Annotated in this window: 18 protein-coding genes; 10 read left to right on the top strand and 8 right to left on the bottom strand. The window is 68.4% G+C overall.

Annotated features, from left to right (window positions below):
• Window positions 1-19: 19 nt before the first annotated feature.
• The gene (gene serB / locus AB0N59_RS12325) at window positions 20-655 is read right to left on the bottom strand and encodes a phosphoserine phosphatase SerB (RefSeq protein ID WP_363483510.1); all 636 of its coding nucleotides are present in this window, start codon (window positions 653-655) and stop codon (window positions 20-22) included.
• Window positions 656-671: 16 nt separating this feature from the next.
• Window positions 672-1,913, bottom strand: a complete 1,242-nt coding sequence (locus AB0N59_RS12320) for a glucose-1-phosphate adenylyltransferase (RefSeq protein WP_363483507.1) — start codon at window positions 1,911-1,913, stop codon at window positions 672-674.
• Window positions 1,914-1,959: 46 nt separating this feature from the next.
• Here AB0N59_RS12320 and glgA point away from each other — a divergent pair, with 46 nt between their 5' ends.
• From glgA to AB0N59_RS12305, 3 genes are all read left to right on the top strand, one after another.
• A complete protein-coding gene (gene glgA / locus AB0N59_RS12315; protein ID WP_363483504.1) occupies window positions 1,960-3,144 on the top strand; it encodes a glycogen synthase in 1,185 nt (394 codons plus the stop codon).
• A gap of 17 nt (window positions 3,145-3,161) precedes the next feature.
• Window positions 3,162-3,944, top strand: a complete 783-nt coding sequence (locus AB0N59_RS12310; protein ID WP_363483501.1) for an ABC transporter ATP-binding protein — start codon at window positions 3,162-3,164, stop codon at window positions 3,942-3,944.
• Window positions 3,945-4,030: 86 nt separating this feature from the next.
• Window positions 4,031-4,288: a type B 50S ribosomal protein L31 gene (locus AB0N59_RS12305; protein WP_363483498.1), complete on the top strand. Its 258-nt coding sequence runs from the start codon at window positions 4,031-4,033 to the stop codon at window positions 4,286-4,288.
• Window positions 4,289-4,360: 72 nt separating this feature from the next.
• Here AB0N59_RS12305 and AB0N59_RS12300 read toward each other — a convergent pair whose 3' ends face one another.
• Window positions 4,361-5,068, bottom strand: a complete 708-nt coding sequence (locus tag AB0N59_RS12300; RefSeq protein WP_363483495.1) for a 3'-5' exonuclease — start codon at window positions 5,066-5,068, stop codon at window positions 4,361-4,363.
• Window positions 5,069-5,140: 72 nt separating this feature from the next.
• Between AB0N59_RS12300 and AB0N59_RS12295 the strand changes: the two genes are divergently transcribed.
• From AB0N59_RS12295 to AB0N59_RS12275, 5 genes are all read left to right on the top strand, one after another.
• Complete coding sequence (locus AB0N59_RS12295) at window positions 5,141-5,764, top strand: LysE family transporter (protein ID WP_363483492.1); 624 nt, start codon at window positions 5,141-5,143, stop codon at window positions 5,762-5,764.
• Between the two features lie 146 nt (window positions 5,765-5,910).
• Window positions 5,911-6,444 (top strand): single-stranded DNA-binding protein, encoded by a 534-nt coding sequence (locus AB0N59_RS12290; protein ID WP_363483489.1) that lies wholly within the window; start codon window positions 5,911-5,913, stop codon window positions 6,442-6,444.
• A gap of 45 nt (window positions 6,445-6,489) precedes the next feature.
• A complete protein-coding gene (locus tag AB0N59_RS12285) occupies window positions 6,490-6,999 on the top strand; it encodes a hypothetical protein (protein WP_363483486.1) in 510 nt (169 codons plus the stop codon).
• A 185-nt stretch (window positions 7,000-7,184) separates the two neighbouring features.
• A complete protein-coding gene (gene ettA / locus AB0N59_RS12280) occupies window positions 7,185-8,864 on the top strand; it encodes an energy-dependent translational throttle protein EttA (RefSeq protein ID WP_363483483.1) in 1,680 nt (559 codons plus the stop codon).
• An 88-nt stretch (window positions 8,865-8,952) separates the two neighbouring features.
• Entirely contained in the window at window positions 8,953-9,429 is a 477-nt protein-coding gene (locus AB0N59_RS12275) for a thioesterase family protein (RefSeq protein WP_363483480.1), read from the top strand.
• 9 nt (window positions 9,430-9,438) lie between these two features.
• On the opposite strand, the gene AB0N59_RS12270 is transcribed toward AB0N59_RS12275, so the two are convergent.
• The gene (locus tag AB0N59_RS12270) at window positions 9,439-10,329 is read right to left on the bottom strand and encodes an acyl-CoA thioesterase II (protein ID WP_363483477.1); all 891 of its coding nucleotides are present in this window, start codon (window positions 10,327-10,329) and stop codon (window positions 9,439-9,441) included.
• Between the two features lie 18 nt (window positions 10,330-10,347).
• On the opposite strand from AB0N59_RS12270, the gene AB0N59_RS12265 reads away from it, so the two are divergent.
• On the top strand, window positions 10,348-11,013 hold the full coding sequence (locus AB0N59_RS12265) for a hypothetical protein (RefSeq protein WP_363483474.1): 666 nt from the start codon (window positions 10,348-10,350) through the stop codon (window positions 11,011-11,013).
• Here the strand turns inward: AB0N59_RS12265 and AB0N59_RS12260 are convergent.
• The 4 genes from AB0N59_RS12260 to pepN all read right to left on the bottom strand — a co-directional run bounded on the left by AB0N59_RS12260 (window position 11,010) and on the right by pepN (window position 16,843).
• Entirely contained in the window at window positions 11,010-12,674 is a 1,665-nt protein-coding gene (locus AB0N59_RS12260) for an FAD-binding dehydrogenase (RefSeq protein WP_363483471.1), read from the bottom strand. The genes AB0N59_RS12265 and AB0N59_RS12260 overlap by 4 nt on opposite strands.
• On the bottom strand, window positions 12,671-13,120 hold the full coding sequence (locus tag AB0N59_RS12255) for a globin (RefSeq protein ID WP_363483468.1): 450 nt from the start codon (window positions 13,118-13,120) through the stop codon (window positions 12,671-12,673). The genes AB0N59_RS12260 and AB0N59_RS12255 overlap by 4 nt, the downstream gene beginning before the upstream one ends.
• A complete protein-coding gene (locus tag AB0N59_RS12250; protein ID WP_363483465.1) occupies window positions 13,117-14,190 on the bottom strand; it encodes a mechanosensitive ion channel domain-containing protein in 1,074 nt (357 codons plus the stop codon). The genes AB0N59_RS12255 and AB0N59_RS12250 overlap by 4 nt, the downstream gene beginning before the upstream one ends.
• Window positions 14,191-14,266: 76 nt before the next feature.
• Window positions 14,267-16,843: an aminopeptidase N gene (gene pepN / locus AB0N59_RS12245; RefSeq protein WP_363483462.1), complete on the bottom strand. Its 2,577-nt coding sequence runs from the start codon at window positions 16,841-16,843 to the stop codon at window positions 14,267-14,269.
• Window positions 16,844-16,989: 146 nt separating this feature from the next.
• Here pepN and AB0N59_RS12240 point away from each other — a divergent pair, with 146 nt between their 5' ends.
• Window positions 16,990-18,174, top strand: a complete 1,185-nt coding sequence (locus tag AB0N59_RS12240) for a ferrochelatase (RefSeq protein WP_363483459.1) — start codon at window positions 16,990-16,992, stop codon at window positions 18,172-18,174.
• Window positions 18,175-18,266 lie beyond the last annotated feature (92 nt).

The raw sequence follows: 18,266 nt of genomic DNA, 5'->3' as shown, positions 1-18,266 counted from the left end.
CTAGCCGCCACCGCCGACATCAGGGCAGCAGGGGAATGACCTCGGACAGATCCTGCGGCCCGATCACGAGCGACGCCGCCGCTCGCACCGCGGGCTTCGCGTTGAACGCGACGCCGAGACCCGCCACGGCCATCATGGTGAGATCGTTCGCGCCGTCGCCTATCGCGATGGTCGCGTGCGGTGCGACGCCCAGCTCCGCAGCCCAGGCCTGCAGAGAGGCCGCCTTGGCCTCGGCGTCCACGATCTCTCCGTCGACCGAACCCGCGAGCGCGTAGCCGTCGAGGAGCAGTCGATTCGCGCGCCAGCGGTCGACACCGAGGTCGGGGGCGATGCGATCGAGGATCTCGTGGAACCCGCCCGAGACGACGCCCACGACCCCGCCTCGCTCGTGAACCGCCTCTGTGAGCTCGCGCACTCCAGGAGTCGGCTCGATGCGGGCGAGCACCCTCTCGAACGCCGCCGTCGGCACACCGCGCAGCGCCTCGACCCGCGAGCGCAGGCTCGTGGCGAAGTCCACCTCGCCGCGCATCGCCGCCTCGGTCGCCGCCTGCACCTCGGCGCCGCGGCCGGCCTCGTCGGCGAGCAGCTCGATCACCTCGTTGCGGATGAGCGTGGAATCGGCATCGAGGACGACGAGGAAGCGCGCAGCGGTCACCCGTCGAGCGTAGCGGTCAGCGGGTGATGCGCACGCCCTTGCCGACGACCGTGATGCCGGAGTCGGTGACGGTGAAGCCACGGTCCAGATCGCGTTGCCGATCGACGCCGACGGTCGCGCCGTCCTCGAGGATGACGTTCTTGTCGAGGACCGCCCGCCGCACGCGTGCCCCGAGACCGAGATGGACGTGGTCGAGCAGCACGGAGTCGGTGATCGTCGATCCACCGAGAGCCACGCCGCCGAGACCGATCACGCTGCGCTCGATGTGCGTGCCGGAGAGCACCGAGCCTGCCGCGACGACGGAGTCGATCGCGTTGCCGATGCGGCCGACCGCATCGCGGACGAACTTCGCCGGGGGCATGTTCACATTCTGCGTGCGGATGGGCCAATCGGTGTTGTACAGGTTGAAGATCGGCAGCGTCGAGATCAGATCCATGTGGGCGTCGAAGTACGAGTCGATGGTTCCCACGTCGCGCCAGTACGACCGATCGCGTGGCGATGAGCCAGGCACGTCGTTCTGCTTCATGTCGTAGTAGCCCGCTTCGCCGCGCTCGACGAAATAGGGGATGATGTCGCCGCCCATGTCATGACCGGACGAGGCGGATTCGCCGTCGGCCTCGACCGCCGCGACGAGGGCATCGGCGTCGAAGACGTAGTTGCCCATCGAGACCAGCACCTCGTCGGGGGAGTCGGCCAGGCCGACCGGGTCAGCGGGCTTCTCGAGGAAGTCCCGGATCCGCCCCGTTTCGGGGTCGGCGTCGATCACGCCGAACTGGGACGCCAGCGCGATCGGCTGGCGGATGCCCGCCACGGTCGCCGGCGCACCAGAGGCGATGTGCGCGTCGATCATCTGCTGGAAGTCCATGCGGTAGACGTGGTCGGCGCCGATGACGACCACGATGTCGGGCTTCTCATCGTTGATCAGGTTGAGGCTCTGCAGGATCGCATCGGCCGACCCCGAGAACCAGCGCTTGCCGAGACGCTGCTGCGCCGGCACCGAGGTGACGTACGAGTCGAGGAGCGCCGACATGCGCCAGTTCTGGGACACGTGACGGTCGAGGCTGTGCGACTTGTACTGCGTCAGCACGACGACCTGTCTGAGGCCGGAGTTTATGAGGTTCGAGATCGCGAAGTCGATCAGCCGGTACTGGCCGCCGAAAGGCACCGCCGGTTTGGCTCTGTCTGCGGTGAGGGGCATGAGTCGCTTGCCCTCGCCGCCGGCGAGGATGATCCCGAAAACCTTCTTTGGAGCCGACATGCGTCCACCATAGAGCGCTCGGCGGTCGATGTACTACCGTGCAGACATGCGAGTCGACATCATCACCAAGGAATATCCGCCCGAGATATACGGCGGCGCCGGGGTGCATGTCGCGGAGCTGGTCGCCGCACTCCGAAGCAGCATCGACGTGCAGGTGAGGGCCTTCGGCGCTGAGCGTGCGGAGCCCGGAACCGTGGCGTACCGCGTGCCCGCCGAGCTCGCCGGCGCCAACCCCGCGCTGCAGACGCTCGGCACGGACCTGGTCATGGTCGGTGACGTCGCAGGAGCCGACCTCGTGCACAGCCACACCTGGTACGCGAACTTCGCGGGCCATCTCGCCTCGCAGCTGCACGGCATCCCGCACGTCCTCACCGCCCACAGCCTCGAGCCGCTGCGGCCCTGGAAGGCCGAGCAGCTCGGCGGCGGATATGCCGTGTCGAGCGGCATCGAGCGTCTCGCATACGAGAACGCCGCCGCGATCATCGCCGTGAGCGCCGGCATGCGACAGGACATCCTGCGCAGCTACCCGCAGGTCGACCCGGCTCGCGTGCGTGTCATCCACAACGGCATCGACGTCGAGCGCTGGCGGCCTGTCGAGAACCCGGCCTTCCTCGAGAGCATCGGGATGGACCCGTCGCGTCCGTCCGTCGTGTTCGTCGGCCGCATCACCAGGCAGAAGGGCCTCCCGTACCTGCTGCGGGCAGCGCAGCTGCTTCCGAGAGACGTGCAGCTCGTGCTCTGCGCGGGTGCTCCCGACACCCCCGAGATCATGGCCGAGGTGCAGGAGGGCGTGCGCCTGCTGCAGCAGACGCGGGAGGGGGTCGTGTGGATCGAGCGGATGCTGCCGCGCGACGAGCTCTCTGCGATCCTCGCCGCCGCGACCACGTTCGTGTGCCCGTCGGTGTACGAGCCGCTGGGCATCGTCAACCTGGAGGCCATGGCCTGCGGGGCCGCGGTCGTCGGGACCGCGACGGGAGGCATTCCCGAGGTGGTCGACGACGGAGTGACCGGTCGGCTCGTCCCGATCGAGCAGCTGCAGGACGGCACGGGTACCCCTGTCGATCCCGACCACTACGTGTCGGATCTCGCCGCTGTGCTCACCGAGGTCACGGGCGACCCGGCGCGGGCGAAGCAGTACGGCGAGGCAGGGCGCGAGCGGGCGCGCAGCGAGTTCAGCTGGGGAGCGATCGCCGACACCACGCGCGCGCTGTACGAGGAGCTGACCTCCTGAGCCGATAGGCTGGCGTCATGTCGAGCGCTCTGGATCTCACTGATGTCGTCGTGCGTCGCGAAGGCCGCAACATCGTCGATCAGGTGACCTGGTCGGTGTCAGAGGACCAGCGCTGGGTGGTGCTCGGGCCGAACGGCGCAGGGAAGACCACGCTGCTGCAGCTGGCCGACACGCTCATGCACCCCACCTCCGGAACCGTCACGGTGCTCGGGGAGACCCTCGGGCGGACGGATGTCTTCGAGCTGCGTCCGCGGATCGGCTTCGCCTCCTCGGCGATGGCCCGCCGCATCCCGCGCGACGAGACCGTCCTCAACACCGTCATGACGGCGGCGTTCTCGGTGATGGGCCGCTGGAACGAGGAGTACGAGACGATCGACGAGCGCCGGGCGCGTCGCGTGCTGGCCGACTGGCACCTCGAGCACCTGGCTGAGCGCCTTTTCGGCACGCTGAGCGACGGTGAGCAGAAGCGGGTGCAGATCGCTCGCGCGGTCATGACCGACCCGGAGCTGCTGCTGCTCGACGAGCCGACGGCGAGCCTCGACCTCGGCGCCCGCGAGGAGCTGCTGCAGCTTCTCAGCGGCTATGCCGCATCGCCGACCACACCGGCGATGGTCATGGTCACCCATCACGTCGAAGAGATCCCGGTCGGGTTCACGCATGTGCTGCTGCTTCGCGACGGCGGAGTCGTGGCATCGGGCCCCATCGCCGAGACCCTCACGGCCGAGGCGCTCACTGAGGCGTTCGGCATGCCGATCGTGCTCACGCACGAAGGCGGCCGCTACGCCGCGCGCGCTGCCTGAGAGGTGCTAAAGTAGATCCTTGGTGCGATCGCACCGCAGACTTCCCTCGTCCCTGGCAGAATCCAGGGCACCACGTAAGGAATCCCATGAAGACTGACATCCACCCCGAGTACCAGGCCGTCGTGTTCCGCGACCTCGGCTCGGGCGAGACCTTCCTCACCCGCTCCACCGTCACGAGCGACAAGACGATCGAGCTGGACGGTGTGGAGTACCCCGTCATCGACGTCGAGATCTCGTCGGCTTCGCACCCGTTCTACACGGGCAAGCAGCGCATCATGGACTCGGCCGGTCGCGTCGAGAAGTTCAACCAGCGCTTCAAGGGCTTCGGCGGCTCCTCCAAGTAAGCTGCCACCGCGAAGGCCCCGCTCCGGCGGGGCCTTCGTCGTACCCGGGGCTCGTCCCCGGGCGTGCCGGCGTCATCCGCGGACGGGCCACGTGCCGTCGACCGTCTGCTCTGGTTCGAACCGACCGGTGCGGACGAAGTACTCGGTGAGGCTGGCGGCCTGATCGCGCGCCCAGCCGATCTGACGTGTGTGGAGCTCAGCGGCCGACTGGGGCAGCGGGAACTCCTTCGCCAGAGCGAGGGCCACGCGTCCGGCCGCCACCGCGTCCGCCGACGCCTCGTGCGCGCCGTCCAGGGTCACCGAGTAATGATCGGCGACGACGGTGAGCGTGCGCTTGCCCGGTCGGTAGCGGTCGTACGCCCTGTCGATCACCAGCGGGTCGATCACCGGTGAGGGCATGATGAGCGCGTCGATGCCGTGGCGTCTCGCTTCGTGAGCGAGCAGCGAGAAATCGTAGGAGGCGTTGTACGCGACGATCGGCAGACCCTGCCCGAAGAGCACGCGCAAAGCGTGGATCACCTGCGCCACCACTTCCTGCGCCGGCCGACCGTGCCGGCGCGCATGCTCGGTGCTGATGCCGTGCACGGCCGTCGCGCCCTCGGGTATCGGGATGCCCGGATCGGCGAGCCAGTCCCGTGCGGCGAGCTCTCTGCCGTGTCCATCGAGAACCCCGACATGTGCGGTGACGATGCGGTCGTCCGTGACGTCGATGCCGGTGGTCTCGAGGTCGAAGACGCCCACACGGGTGAGCCAGGGAGCAGCGTGGATCGGGACGGCCATGGCCTCACCATAGGAGCGTGCCCCGACATCGCCGATTCCGCGCCGGGGGCGCTGTGTCACTACGCTGTGCTGGTGACCTGGACGGTATGGCTCTCGCTGCTCGCGGCGTGCGTGGTGATCAGCTTCACACCCGGTGCCGGCGCCATCAACACGATGAGCAACGCCCTCGCGCAGGGGTGGCGTCGCTCGCTCTGCGGAGTGCTCGGTCAGCAGGCCGCTCTCATCGTGCACGTGGTGATCGTGGCTGCAGGCGTCGGACTGCTCGTCTCGCGGTCGCCGTTGCTGTTCGAGATCATCAGGTACGCGGGAGCGGCGTACCTGGTGTACCTCGGCATCCGACTGATCATGGCCAGGCCAGATCCTCAGACGATCGAGCGCGTGAGCGTCGTCCGGGAGGGAGCCTGGTCGATCTTCCGGCGCGGCTTCTGGGTCAACCTGCTCAACCCCAAGGCGATCGTCTTCTTCCTCGCCTTCGTGCCCCAGTTCGTCCGTCTCGACCGTGATCCGCTGCCGCAGTACCTCGTGCTCATCGGCACGGTGGTCGTGGTCGACATCCTCGTGATGTGGTTCTTCTTCGCCGCAGCGGCGAAGCCGTTCCGGCGCTTCAGTCGTGATGTCAGGGGACAGCGGATCCTGAACTCGGTCTTCGGCGCGCTGTTCATCATGGTCGCGGGGCTGCTGCTGTTCGTGCACTGACGGCGGGGTGCGCCGCTGCGGTCCTCCTGCACCGAGCTGCTCGCCGACGGGTTGTCCACCGTCACCGGGAATCCGGCCGCGAGCGTCCCCTGGTGAGGTGCACTCTGTTCTGACCCGGGCTGGTCCCGGCAACGAAGGAGAACCGCATGAGCATCAGCAACGACGTCATCACGATCGCCGGGAACATCGGCAACGACCCCATCAGCAACGAGACCCGCGCCGGAAAGGCGGTGATCAACTTCCGCGTCGCGACCACCTCGGGCTACTTCGATCAGCGCACCGGTGCGTGGGTCGAGAACGGCACCAACTGGTATGCGGTGTCGGCGTTCGGCAACCTCGCCGAGCACGCCAAGGGATCGCTGCACCGCGGTCACCCGGTGATCGTGGTCGGGCGCCTGCGCCAGAGGGAGTGGGAGGCGAACGGCAAGAAGGGGATCGACATCGAGCTCACCGCCGATGCGATCGGGCACGACCTCCGGCGCGGTACGAGCGCATTCGTCCGCCGGCCGCGCAGCGGACAGGGTTCGGCTCCGGCTCCCTCCGAAGAGGCGCCGCTGGACGACGAGCCGACGGCGGCCGAGCATGCCGCGTGGGGCGACGCCGGCCTCGTCCCGACGGGGGACACCGATCTGGCCGCCGACTCGGAAGAGGCTCAGGGGCGCGCGATGTCGTTCGCGTGAGCGCAGGAGGGCGGAGGCGGAGCCCGGAGCACTTAGACTTCTCGCGTGCGTCGAGGGTCATCCGTCTCCGTCCGGCGGCATCGCCGCGCCCGTTCGGTCTTCAACGCCTCGGTCGTCCTCCTCGCCCTGACGTGCACCGGCTGCGGTTCCGTCACGGAGCAGCCGGGGCGGGGGTCCTCGACTCCATCCGCGGCGGCGTCCACGGCGAGCTCGGCTCCGACGCCGTCGGCGACGCCCACAGAGGCCGAGAACGCGCTCGCATCGTTCACCGACGTGACCGTGCGGACCTGGGGATCCGATGCCCGCGACCGGGGGCGCGCATACATCGATGCGCTCGTTCAGGCAGGTTTCGCGAAGCAGAGCATGCAGGTGACCTCGGACCTGAGCACGGTCGGGAACCCGGCGGAGAGTCTGCAGTTCTCGGTCGCATGGAGCGACGCCGAGTGCCTTGTCGGTCAGGTCGGACCGTCGACGGGTGAGCCGCAGACCGCCCTCATGCCGCGCCTGGCGGACGGATCGTGTCTCGCGGGCAGGACCAGGCCGATCGACTGGTGACGTCTGTCGGCCCGCGGCGCCTGAGCGCAGCGTGAAGCTGCGACCGGTAGGCTGGTGAGTCGAGCCGATGAGAGTCGGGGCCCTGCCCCATCATCAGCCGCATACACTTCGCGCATCCGGCACCGGTATGCGCTGCGCCGGATCACGGGCGCTGAGACAGGTCTTCCAGAGGAGCGTTGAACGGTATGGCTGAATACATCTATTCCATGGTGCGGGCCCGCAAGGCGGTCGGCGACAAGCTCATCCTCGATGACGTGACGATGGCGTTCCTGCCGGGAGCGAAGATCGGCATGGTCGGGCCGAACGGCGCCGGAAAGTCGACGATTCTCAAGATCATGGCCGGCCTCGACACTCCGTCGAACGGCGAGGCGAAGCTCACGCCCGGATTCAGCGTCGGCATCCTCATGCAGGAGCCCGAGCTCGACGAGACCAAGACCGTCCTCGAGAACATCCAGGACGGTGTGGCGATCAAGCCCAAGCTCGACCGGTTCAACGAGATCTCGGCGCTGATGGCCGACCCCGATGCCGACTTCGATTCGCTGCTCGCGGAGATGGGCGTGCTGCAGGAGGAGATCGACGCTGCTGACGGCTGGGACCTCGATTCGCAGCTCGAGCAGGCCATGGACGCACTGCGCACCCCTCCGGCCGACGCCGAGATCGGTCCGCTCTCCGGTGGAGAGAAGCGCCGCGTGGCGCTGGCGAAGCTGCTGCTGCAGAAGCCCGATCTGCTGCTGCTCGACGAGCCCACCAACCACCTCGACGCCGAGAGCGTGCTCTGGCTCGAGCAGCACCTCAAGGACTACAAGGGCGCCGTCATCGCGATCACGCACGACCGGTACTTCCTCGACAACGTCGCCGAGTGGATCGCCGAGGTCGACCGGGGTCGACTGATCGGCTACGAGGGCAACTACTCGACCTACCTCGAGAAGAAGGCCGAGCGCCTGGACATCCAGGGCAAGAAGGATGCCAAGCTCGCCAAGCGACTGAAGGACGAGCTCGAGTGGGTCCGTTCGAGCGCCAAGGGACGTCAGACGAAGTCGAAGGCGCGTCTGGCCCGCTACGAGGAGATGGCTGCCGAGGCTGAGCGCACCCGCAAACTCGACTTCGAAGAGATCCAGATCCCCGCAGGTCCGCGCCTCGGCAACGTCGTCATCGAGGCGAAGAAGCTGCACAAGGCGTTCGGCGACCGCGTGCTCATCGACGGCCTGAGCTTCAGCCTGCCGCCGAACGGCATCGTCGGCGTGATCGGCCCCAACGGCGTCGGAAAGACCACGCTCTTCAAGACCATCGTCGGCCTCGAGCCGCTCGACGGCGGCGACCTCAAGGTCGGCGAGACCGTTAAGATCAGCTACGTCGACCAGTCGCGCGCCAACATCGACCCCAACAAGACGCTGTGGGAGGTCGTCTCCGACGGGCTCGACTTCATCACGGTCGGCAAGACCGAGATCCCCTCGCGCGCCTACGTGTCGAAGTTCGGCTTCAAGGGGCCCGACCAGCAGAAGAAGGCCGGCGTGCTGTCGGGCGGTGAGCGCAACCGTCTCAACCTCGCGCTCACGCTCAAGGAGGGCGGCAACCTGCTGCTCCTCGACGAGCCGACGAACGACCTCGACGTCGAGACGCTGAGCTCGCTCGAGAACGCACTGCTCGAATTCCCCGGCTGCGCCGTGGTCATCACTCACGACCGATGGTTCCTCGACCGGATCGCCACGCACATCCTCGCCTACGAGGGCACGGACGAGAACCCCTCGCAGTGGCACTGGTTCGAGGGCAACTTCGAGGCCTACGAGAAGAACAAGATCGAGCGCATGGGCCCGGAGGCGGCTCGTCCGCACCGCACCACCCACCGCAAGCTCACCCGCGACTGATCGCGGGTCCTCGGCTCCGGAATCGTTCCATGCCCGGAGCCGAGGGGCGCGGTCCCATGATCGATCGAACCTGACGAGAGGTGTGAGCGTGACATCTGAGCGGCTGCACATCCCCATCCACCTGCGATGGGGCGACCTGGACGCGTTCAACCACGTCAACAACACCTCGATGCTCAAGCTGCTCGAAGAGGCCCGGGTGCGCGCCTTCTGGAAGCCGGAGGAAGGTGAGCAGGCGCCGGCGACAGCGGTGCTCGACTCCGGCATCGAGCAGGGCATCCTCACCCTGATCGCCCGGCAGGAGATCGAGTACCTCGCGCCCGTGCCCTACCAGCGCCGCCCGCTCGAGGTGCAGATGTGGTTCGGCAAGCTCGGCGGTTCGAGCCTCGAGGTCTGCTACGAGGTGCACAACGATCCGGCGAACGCCGAGCGCACCCTGTACGCGCGGTCGACCGCGGTGATCGTGCTGGTGGACGCGGCGTCCGGCCGGCCGGTGCGGATCAGCCCCGAGATGCGCGCCGTGTGGGAGCCCTTCGTCGGCGAGCCGATCAGCTACTCGCGGCGCTGAGACCCGCTCTCAGGCATCGGCTCCCGGCACCCGCACCATGACCTCCTGGGCGACGCTGGCGAGCAGGGCGCCCTCGCGATCGTAGATGCGCCCGGTCGAGAGACCACGACCGCCGCGGGCGTTCGGCGACTCCTGCACATACAGCACCCAGTCATCGGCGCGACCGAAGCGGTGCCACCACATGGCGTGATCGAGGCTCGCGACCTTGAGACCCGGGGTGTTCCACGTGACGCCGTGCCGACGCAGGATCGACTCCTGAATGGTCATGTCGCTGAGGTACGCCAGCGCGGCGCGGTGAAGTCGCGGGTCGTCGGGCATCTCTGCACGCAGTCGCATCCACACCGCCTGATGCGCCACACGTTCACCGGCCACATCGACGAACAGCGGCCCTTCCACGTGGCGAACATCCGCCGGGCGCTCCGTGAGCATCTTCCGCGTCAGCGGATGCACGTCGCCCAGAAGCTCCTCGTCGGGCCGCAGCTGCTCGGGTTCCGGGATTCCGGCCGGCATCGGCTCGGCATGGTCGGCACCGGGGTCCTCGTCCTGGAACGAGGCGATCATCGAGAAGATCGGCACGCCTCCCTGGAAGGCCTGGCACCGCCGCGTCGAGAACGATCGGCCGTCGTGGATGCGGTCGACGGCGAAGGTGATGCCGCTCGAGGTGTCGCCGGGACGCAGGAAGTATCCGTGCATCGAATGCACCACCCGGTCCTCGGGCAGGGTGCGCTCGGCGGCGACGAGCGACTGCGCCAGCACCTGCCCGCCGTACACTCGCCCGGTCGGCATGAAATGCGATCGACCGGTGAAGATGTCCTCGGTCGTCCGCGCTTCGGACGCCGCGAGATCGAGCACCTCCAGAAGCGCGTCGACGGTTCGGCGGGCATCCTGCTCAGCGGTCATCCGACTAGTTTAGGAGGAGTGACCAGACCGCTCGTGCTCGCCGACGCCCAGACCGCACGCGACGTGCTGACCTTCTCGGGACGAGCCACTCAAGCGGGCGCAGACGGTGTGCGACTGCAGGCAGCCGACGGGGTGCTCGCCTTGACATCGGCTGCGCTCGCGCCGCAGAGCCTCTTCGATCAGACGCCGACGGTGCTCGCGATGCGCATCGTCCGCGCCGATCCCGAGCTGCGCTGCGACATCGTGGTCGATGAACTCGCCGAAGGCGCGAACCCCCACGAGCTGGCGCTCCCCGACACCGGCCGCGCGCCGGCGTGGGCGGGGGTCGCCCCCCCGCGCGGCGAATGGATGCACGTGGCCGACCTCACCGCGCAGATCGTGGCCGAGCGCGCGCAGTGGGGCATCTCGGCGGTCGCGCACGGCACCCCGCCCGGATCCGGCGAGGAAGCCGTTCGCGCGCTTCGAGCACGGATCTGGGGCGAACCGGATGAGGCGCTCGGGGGTCTGCCTCGCGGGGTCGCCTTCGCCGCTCACGCGTTCGGCTTCATCAGCGGGGCCGAGCAGGTGCGGGTGACCGAGTCGGGCCGGTGGACGCGACTCGCCTTCGCCCGCGGGCACGTGCTGAGCCGCGGACCAGCGGTGACCGGCCTCACGGCTGTGCGCAGCACCGGCGGGAACGGCTAGCGGGAGGCCGCGCGACCGGCCTGCCGGCCGGAGAACAGGCATCCGCCGAGGAAGGTGCCCTCGAGTGCGCGATAGCCGTGCATCCCCCCGCCGCCGAACCCGCTCGCCTCTCCCGCTGCGAACAAGCCGGGAATCGGCTGGCCTGAGGCGTCGAGCGCCCGCCCGTCGAGATCGGTGTGGATGCCGCCGAGCGACTTGCGGGTGAGCACGTGGAGCTTGACGGCGACCATCGGGCCCGCCGCCGGGTCCTGCAGCCGATGCGGGGGAGCGGTGCGGATCAGCCGATCGCCGCGGTAGCCGCGCATGGAGCGCAGCATCCCGATCTGCGCATCCTTCGTGAACTCGTTGTCGATCTCACGGTCGCGGGCGATCACCTCATCGCGAACGCGTTCCACATCGAGCAGATCGCCCCCTGGCATGGCCCGCATACCGGCGAGCAGCGACTCGAGGTCGCGTTCGACGACGAAGTCGGCGCCCTCGTCGAGGAAGGACTGCACGGGACCCGTTGGTCCCTTCGCCAGACGGGACTTCAGCAGCAGGCGGACGTCTCGGCCGGTCAGGTCGGGGTTCTGCTCGCTGCCCGACAGCGCGAACTCCTTCTCGATGATCTTCAGCGAGGTGACGAACCAGGAGTGATCGTGCCCGGTGCGACGCAGGTGGGCGAGCGTTCCGAGGGTGTCGAAACCGGGATACAGCGGCACGGGCAGCCGCGCGCCCGTGGCGTCCAGCCAGAGCGACGACGGGCCGGGAAGGATCCGGATGCCATGTCCGGGCCACACCGGATCCCAGTTCTCGATCCCCTCGACGTAGTGCCACATCCGATCGGTGTTGATGAGGTCGGCGCCCGCGGCGCGGGCCACAGCCTGCATCGAGCCGTCGACGTATGCGGGTACCCCGGTCAGCATGCGCTTCGGCGCAGTGCCGAGGCGATCGGGCCAGAAGGCACGGACGAGGTCGTGGTCGCCGCCGATCCCGCCGGAGGCGACGATCACGGCATCCGCCCTCACCTCGAAATCAGCCACCCGCTCGCGCGATGTCGGCACTCCCCGAGGCGCGTGCGAGTCTGCGAGCACGACGCCCCTGGCGCCGACGACAGCGCCGGACTCGACGACGAGGTCGGACACCCGGTGACGTGACAGCACCGTGAGCAGGCCGTCTGCCTCGCCTTGCTCAGCCGCGGCGATGAACGGCTCGAGGATGCCAGGGCCCGTGCCCCAGGTGATGTGGAATCGTGGCACCGAGTTGCCCGGTCCGATCGCGCCGCTGCCACCGCGCTCCGCCCAGCCGACCACGGGGAAGAAGCCGACTCCGCGTTCGCGGAGCCACGCCCTTTTGCCACCCGCGGCGAACTCGAGGTACGCCTCCGCCCAGCGTCGGGGCCAGGCGTCCTCATCGCGGTCGAAGCCGGCGTTGCCGAACCAGTCCTGACGCGCCAGGTCCAGTGAGTCGCGGATGCCCATCCGGCGCTGCTCGGGCGAGTCCACCAGGAAGAGTCCGCCGAACGACCACCATGCCTGCCCGCCGAGGTTCTGGCGGGGCTCCTGATCGATCAGGGTCACGCGCTTTCCCGCCGCGAGCGCCTCGGTGGCTGACACCAGCCCCGCCAGCCCCCAGCCGATCACGAGCACATCGGATGCAGGGGTGAGGGGCAGGGATGTCATGCGGTCTCCGTCGACTCCGGGCTGGCGCGGTGCTCGAGCGTCGGGCGGCCCTGAGGGCTCGTCCCGATGCCCGAGGGCTCGAATGTGTTCACCATGGCATATGCCGCGCGCTCGAGGTAGTCCCAGAGTGTGGCCTCGTGCAGAGGCGAGAGCTGAACCTCGTCGAGGGCCGTGCGCATGTGGCGGAGCCAGCGGTCGCGCGCGTCCGGATCGATGTGGAACGGCACGTGCCGCATGCGGAGACGGGGATGACCGCGCTGCTCGCCGTACGTGCTCGGACCGCCCCAGTACTGGGCCAGGAACCAGGTGAGCCGCTCCGCGGCGGGCCCGAGGTCGTCTTCGGGATACATCGGCTTGAGCACGGGGTCGAGCGCGACCTCGCGGTAGAACACCGAGACGAGCCGTTCGAAGGTGGGCTGGCCGCCGACCTCGTCGTAGAACGTCACTGTGCGCCGCCTTCCTCGTCGGTCGTCTTCTTGCGCCGCCAGATGCCGCGCTCGATGAGCTTGGGTACCCCGGTGACCGGATTCGGCTTGGTGACGGGCGGATTCGCCCCGCGTACTCGGCGCGCGCCGTCGAGGCCCGAGAGGGTGACGGCGTTCATCCGGGGGATGCCGATCTCGTGCTCCTGGAGCGCAGTGCGCAGCCGGCTCCGCAGCTCCTGCGACACGTCGTCCATGGCGTTGGCCCGGGTCTTCATCACGACCCTCACGACCAGGGCGTCGCCATCGATGCTCTCCAGGCCCCAGATCTCGGGTTTCGCGATGATGCGGGTGCGCCACTTCGAGTCCTTCGCCAGACCCTGCGCGGTCTCGAGCATGGTCTTCTCCACGAGCTCGAGATCGGCATCCGGCGCCACGCCGAGATCGATGATCGCGCGCGCCCAGCCCTGCGACATGTTGCCGATCCTGGTGACCTCGCCGTTGCGCACGTACCAGAGTGTGCCGTTGACGTCGCGCACCTGCGTGACGCGGACGCTCACGTACTCCACGACACCGGATGCCAGACCCAGGTCGACAACGTCGCCGATGCCGACCTGATCCTCGGCGACGAGGAAGATGCCGTTCAGCACATCCTTGACGATGTTCTGCGCGCCGAAGCCCAGCCCGGCACCGACGGCGGCGGTCAGCAGCGTGAGCGAGCCGAGCAGGCTGGGATCGACGGCGTTCACGCTGAGCACGAGCGCGATCACGACGAGCATCACATTGACGATGTTCTGCAGGATCGAGCCCAGCGTGCGGGTGCGCTGCACGAGCCGCATGTCCGCGAGGGGGGAGCGCTCGAGGGCCTGCGTGTCATCGACGCGCGCCTTCGTCTTCGCGCTGTTGACGATGCGCTGCACGACGCGGCGGATCACCAGACGCAGCACGAACGCGATGACCACGCACGTCGCGATGATCACGGCGACGGCCAGGGCCTTACCGCCGATCTTGAGGAGCAGGTCGAGCACGTGACTCCACCATCCGGCATCGGTGGGGTCGGGAGCGGGTGTCGCGGCAGGGAAGCGGATGTCCATCACCTCGATGGTACCGAGAAGGCCTCAGCGCTCACTGAGCGCTGAGGCCTCGATCACGGCGAGTGCGTCGTGCGGATCAGTCCTCCGCGTCGCGAGACTGCGCGGCGAGGGCACGCTCGACGTCGGCGAGGTTCTCGTGCACGAGGCGACGCAGCGCGGGAGCGGCATTCTGGTTCTCAGCGAGCCAGGAGCGGGTCGCATCGCGAAGCTCGACGCTGGCGAGCGAGCGAGGGTAGAGGCCCACCACCAGATAGTCGGCGATCTGATAGGTGCGCTCCTCCCAGATGGGCAGCAGCATCTCGAAGTACTTCGGGATGAACTCCCCGAGCACCTCGACGCCGGACGGGTGCACGAAGCCGAGGGCGGCAGAGCGCACGATCGTGTTCGGAAGATCGCTGTTGTCAATGAGCGACGACCACGCAGCCTGCTTGGCCTCGGCAGTCGGCAGGGCGGCTCGTGCCTGGGCGGCGAACTCGCCGCCCTTTGACGTGTTGTCTGCGGCGAGTGCGGCGTCGATCGCGGCGGCATCGGTCGCGCCGGCGGCCGCGAGGCCCACGAGCAGCAGCCACGAGAGGTCCGCGTCGATGTCGAGACCGGGCAGGGTCTCCTCGCCCGCGCGCAGACGACCGACGATGCCGGCGTGCTCGGCGGTGGCGATCGAGTTGGCGAACGCGGTGACCAGCTGCAGCTGGCTGTCGCTGCCAGCCTCAGCCCGCTGAGCGAGCGCCCACAGCCCGTCGGCGACCTTCTCGCGTGCGGCGGTGCGAGAGCCCGGGGCGACGTAGATGTTGGCGGCGAGCTGCAGCTGCGCGAGCGTGGTGCGCACGGTCGTCGACTCGGTCTCGTGGCCGATGTTGCCGAGCACGAGGTCGATGTAGTCGGAGGCCGCAGTCTCGGCATCCCGCGTCTGATCCCACGCCGCACCCCACACCAGCGACCGGGCGAGCGGGTCGGAGATGTCGGACAGGTGCTCGATCGCCGTGGCGAGCGAACGCTCGTCGAGGCGGATCTTCGCGTAGGCGAGGTCGTTGTCGTTGAGCAGCACCATGTCGGGGCGCTCGAGGCCCTGCAGCTCGGGGATCTCGGTGCGGTCGCCGTCGATGTCGACCTCGACGTAGTGCGTGCGCACGAGCTCGGAGCGACCGTCGGAGTCGGCGAGGCTGTAGAAGCCGATGCCGAGACGGTGGGGGCGGATGGTCGGGTAGTCGGCCGGAGCGGTCTGAGTCACCGCGAATCGGGTGATGACGCCGGCGGCGTCTTCGACGATCACCGGGGCGAGGGTGTTCACACCGGCGGTCTCGAGCCACTTCTTCGCCCACGTGGTGAGGTCTCGGCCGCTGGTCGCCTCGAGCTCGGTGAGAAGATCGCTCAGCTCGGTGTTGCCCCACGAGTGCTTCTGGAAGTACTGGCCGACTCCGGCGAAGAACGCGTCGATGCCGACCCACGCCGTCAGCTGCTTGAGCACCGAGCCGCCCTTGGCGTACGTGATGCCGTCGAAGTTCACCATGACGTCTTCGAGGTCGTTGATCTCGGCGACGATCGGGTGGGTGGAGGGCAGCTGATCCTGACGGTAGGCCCAGGTCTTCTCCATGGCGTTGAAGGTCGTCCAGGCGGCCTTCCACTCCGTGGCCTCGGCTGTCGCGATGGTGGACGCCCATTCGGCGAACGACTCGTTCAGCCAGAGATCGTTCCACCACTTCATCGTGACGAGATCGCCGAACCACATGTGCGCCAGCTCATGCAGGATCGTGACGACGCGACGCTCCTTGACAGCGTCGGTCACCTTGCTGCGGAACACGTAGGTCTCGGTGAAGGTCACCGCGCCCGCGTTCTCCATGGCGCCCGCGTTGAACTCGGGCACGAACAGCTGGTCGTACTTCTCGAACGGGTACGGCACGCCGAACTTCGCCTCGAAGTACTCGAAGCCCTCGCGGGTCTTGTCGAAGATGTAATCGGCGTCGAGGTGCTGCCACAGGCTCTTGCGGCCGTACACGCCGAGCGGGATGACCTTGCCCGAGGCGCTGGTGAGCTCTGAGAACGTCGACTCGTACGGACCCGCCACGAGCGCGGTGATGTACGAGGAGATGCGCGGGGTGGGCGCGAAGCCCCAGGTCGCCACGCCCTCGGAGCCCGAGGACGAGTCATGCACGATGGGCTCGGGGGTGGGGGAGTTCGAGACGACCTTCCACGCCGAAGGAGCAGTCACGGTGAACTGGAACGTCGCCTTCAGGTCGGGCTGCTCGAACACCGCGAACACGCGGCGCGAGTCGGGGACCTCGAACTGAGAGTAGAGGTACACCTCGCCGTCGACCGGGTCGACGAAGCGGTGCAGACCCTCACCGGTGTTGGTGTACAGGCAGTCGGCGTCGACGATGAGCACGTTCTCGGCCTGCAGCTCGTCGAGGGCGATCCGCGAGTCGGCGAAGGCGGCGCTCGGGTCGACCTGCTCGCCGTTGAGCGTGATCTCGCGCACCTCGTGCGCGATCAGGTCGATGAACGTCGAGGCGCCAGGCGTGGCGGTGAACCGGACCACGCTGCGCGAGCCGAACACCTCCGCTCCCTTGGTCAGATCGAGCGAGATCTCGTACGACTGCGTGTCGATGACGGCACGGCGCTCCTGCGCTTCGGTACGGGTGAGGTTTTCTCCAGGCACAGCTGTCTTCTCCCATGGGTGGAGGGGATGTCGAGGTGCATCGACGCTGCTGGCGCCGACGGCAACCATGACAGCCTACGCCAGCGCCGCACGGGTGCGCAGACCTCGATGCTGGCTCATAGAGAGTCGGTGACAGGATGGACCACGTGAGCTCCTCAGAGAAGATCGTCGTCCCGCACGCGTCGCCGGCAGCATCCGCAGGCTCGGCGCACATCGAGGTCCCCGTCGCCTACGACGGCATCCTGCTCGCCGGCTTCGGCGGACCGGAGGGTCAGGACGACGTGATCCCGTTCCTGCGCAACGTCACGCGCGGCCGCGGCATCCCGGACGAGCGTCTCGAGGACGTCTCTCACCACTACCGCCACTTCGGCGGCATCAGCCCCATCAACGCGCAGAATCGCGCGCTCAAAGCGGCTCTCGAGGCCGAGCTCGCGGCGCGATCCATCGACCTGCCCGTGTACTGGGGCAACCGGAACTGGGCACCGTACCTCGAGGAGGCGGTCGCCGAGGCCGCAGCGAACGACGACACCGCTCTTCTCGCGTTCGCGACGAGCGCCTACAGCTCCTTCTCGAGCTGCCGCCAGTACCGCGAGGACTTCTCGCGGATCCTCGACGGCACCGAGTTCGACGGTGTCGTGACCATCGACAAGATCCGTCCCTTCTTCGATCACCCCGGCTTCGTGCAGGCGTTCGTGGAGGGCGTGCATGACGCTGTGCGCGAGCGGCTCGACGAGGGGCTCTCCGCGGAGCAGATCCAGGTGCTCTTCTCGACGCACAGCATCCCGATGGATGATGCGGTCCGATCCGGCCCCCGCGACATCGACTGGGGCGAAGGCGGCGCATACGCAGTGCAGCACGAGGCGGTCGCAGCGTGGGTCATGGCCCGCGTCGCCGAGCTGGCGCCGGCCGCCGCCGACGTGCCGTGGGAGCTCGTCTACCAGTCGCGTTCGGGCCCGGCTTCGCAGCCCTGGCTCGAGCCGGACGTCTGCGACGTCATCGGCGAGCTGCCCGACCGCGGACGTCGGGCCGTCGTGGTGGTTCCGGTCGGTTTCATGAGCGACCACATGGAGGTGCTCTGGGACCTCGACACCGAGGCGAAGGAGGCTGCCGGGGAGGCGGGGCTCGCCTTCACGCGCACCCCGACGCCTGGCGTCTCGCCCTCGTTCGTCGCCGGCATCGTCGACCTCATCCAGGAGCGTCTCGAAGGACGACCGGCCGCGGACCGCGCGCACGTCACCGACCTCGGTCCCTGGTTCGATGTCTGCCGACCGGGCTGCTGCGAGAACATCCGTGCCGGGTTCAAGCCCGCGGCGGCCGGCATCGCCCCCTGATCCGCGCGGCTGCAGAGCCTCCGCGCTCCGCCCCGCGGTGAGCCTCGGCGACGTGCGTCCGCCTCGCTCGCCGGCCTTCCCCTCGAAATAGG

Source organism: Microbacterium sp. NPDC089321 (genome assembly GCF_040684935.1).
GTDB lineage: Bacteria > Actinomycetota > Actinomycetes > Actinomycetales > Microbacteriaceae > Microbacterium.
The sequence above is the reverse complement of the archived record's forward strand: the minus strand, read 5'-3'. Positions and strand labels throughout refer to the sequence as shown.

Bases quoted from the DNA above. Each gene is read 5' to 3' on its own strand.
- AB0N59_RS12290 (WP_363483489.1), top strand. From the start codon at position 5,911: ATGAGCATCAGCAACGACGTCATCACGATCGCCGGGAACATCGGCAAC.
- AB0N59_RS12260 (WP_363483471.1), bottom strand. From the start codon at position 12,674: ATGACATCCCTGCCCCTCACCCCTGCATCCGATGTGCTCGTGATCGGC.
- AB0N59_RS12300 (WP_363483495.1), bottom strand. From the start codon at position 5,068: ATGGCCGTCCCGATCCACGCTGCTCCCTGGCTCACCCGTGTGGGCGTC.
- glgA (WP_363483504.1), top strand. From the start codon at position 1,960: ATGCGAGTCGACATCATCACCAAGGAATATCCGCCCGAGATATACGGC.
- AB0N59_RS12305 (WP_363483498.1), top strand. From the start codon at position 4,031: ATGAAGACTGACATCCACCCCGAGTACCAGGCCGTCGTGTTCCGCGAC.
- AB0N59_RS12310 (WP_363483501.1), top strand. From the start codon at position 3,162: ATGTCGAGCGCTCTGGATCTCACTGATGTCGTCGTGCGTCGCGAAGGC.
- ettA (WP_363483483.1), top strand. From the start codon at position 7,185: ATGGCTGAATACATCTATTCCATGGTGCGGGCCCGCAAGGCGGTCGGC.
- AB0N59_RS12270 (WP_363483477.1), bottom strand. From the start codon at position 10,329: ATGACCGCTGAGCAGGATGCCCGCCGAACCGTCGACGCGCTTCTGGAG.
- AB0N59_RS12320 (WP_363483507.1), bottom strand. From the start codon at position 1,913: ATGTCGGCTCCAAAGAAGGTTTTCGGGATCATCCTCGCCGGCGGCGAG.
- AB0N59_RS12250 (WP_363483465.1), bottom strand. From the start codon at position 14,190: ATGGACATCCGCTTCCCTGCCGCGACACCCGCTCCCGACCCCACCGAT.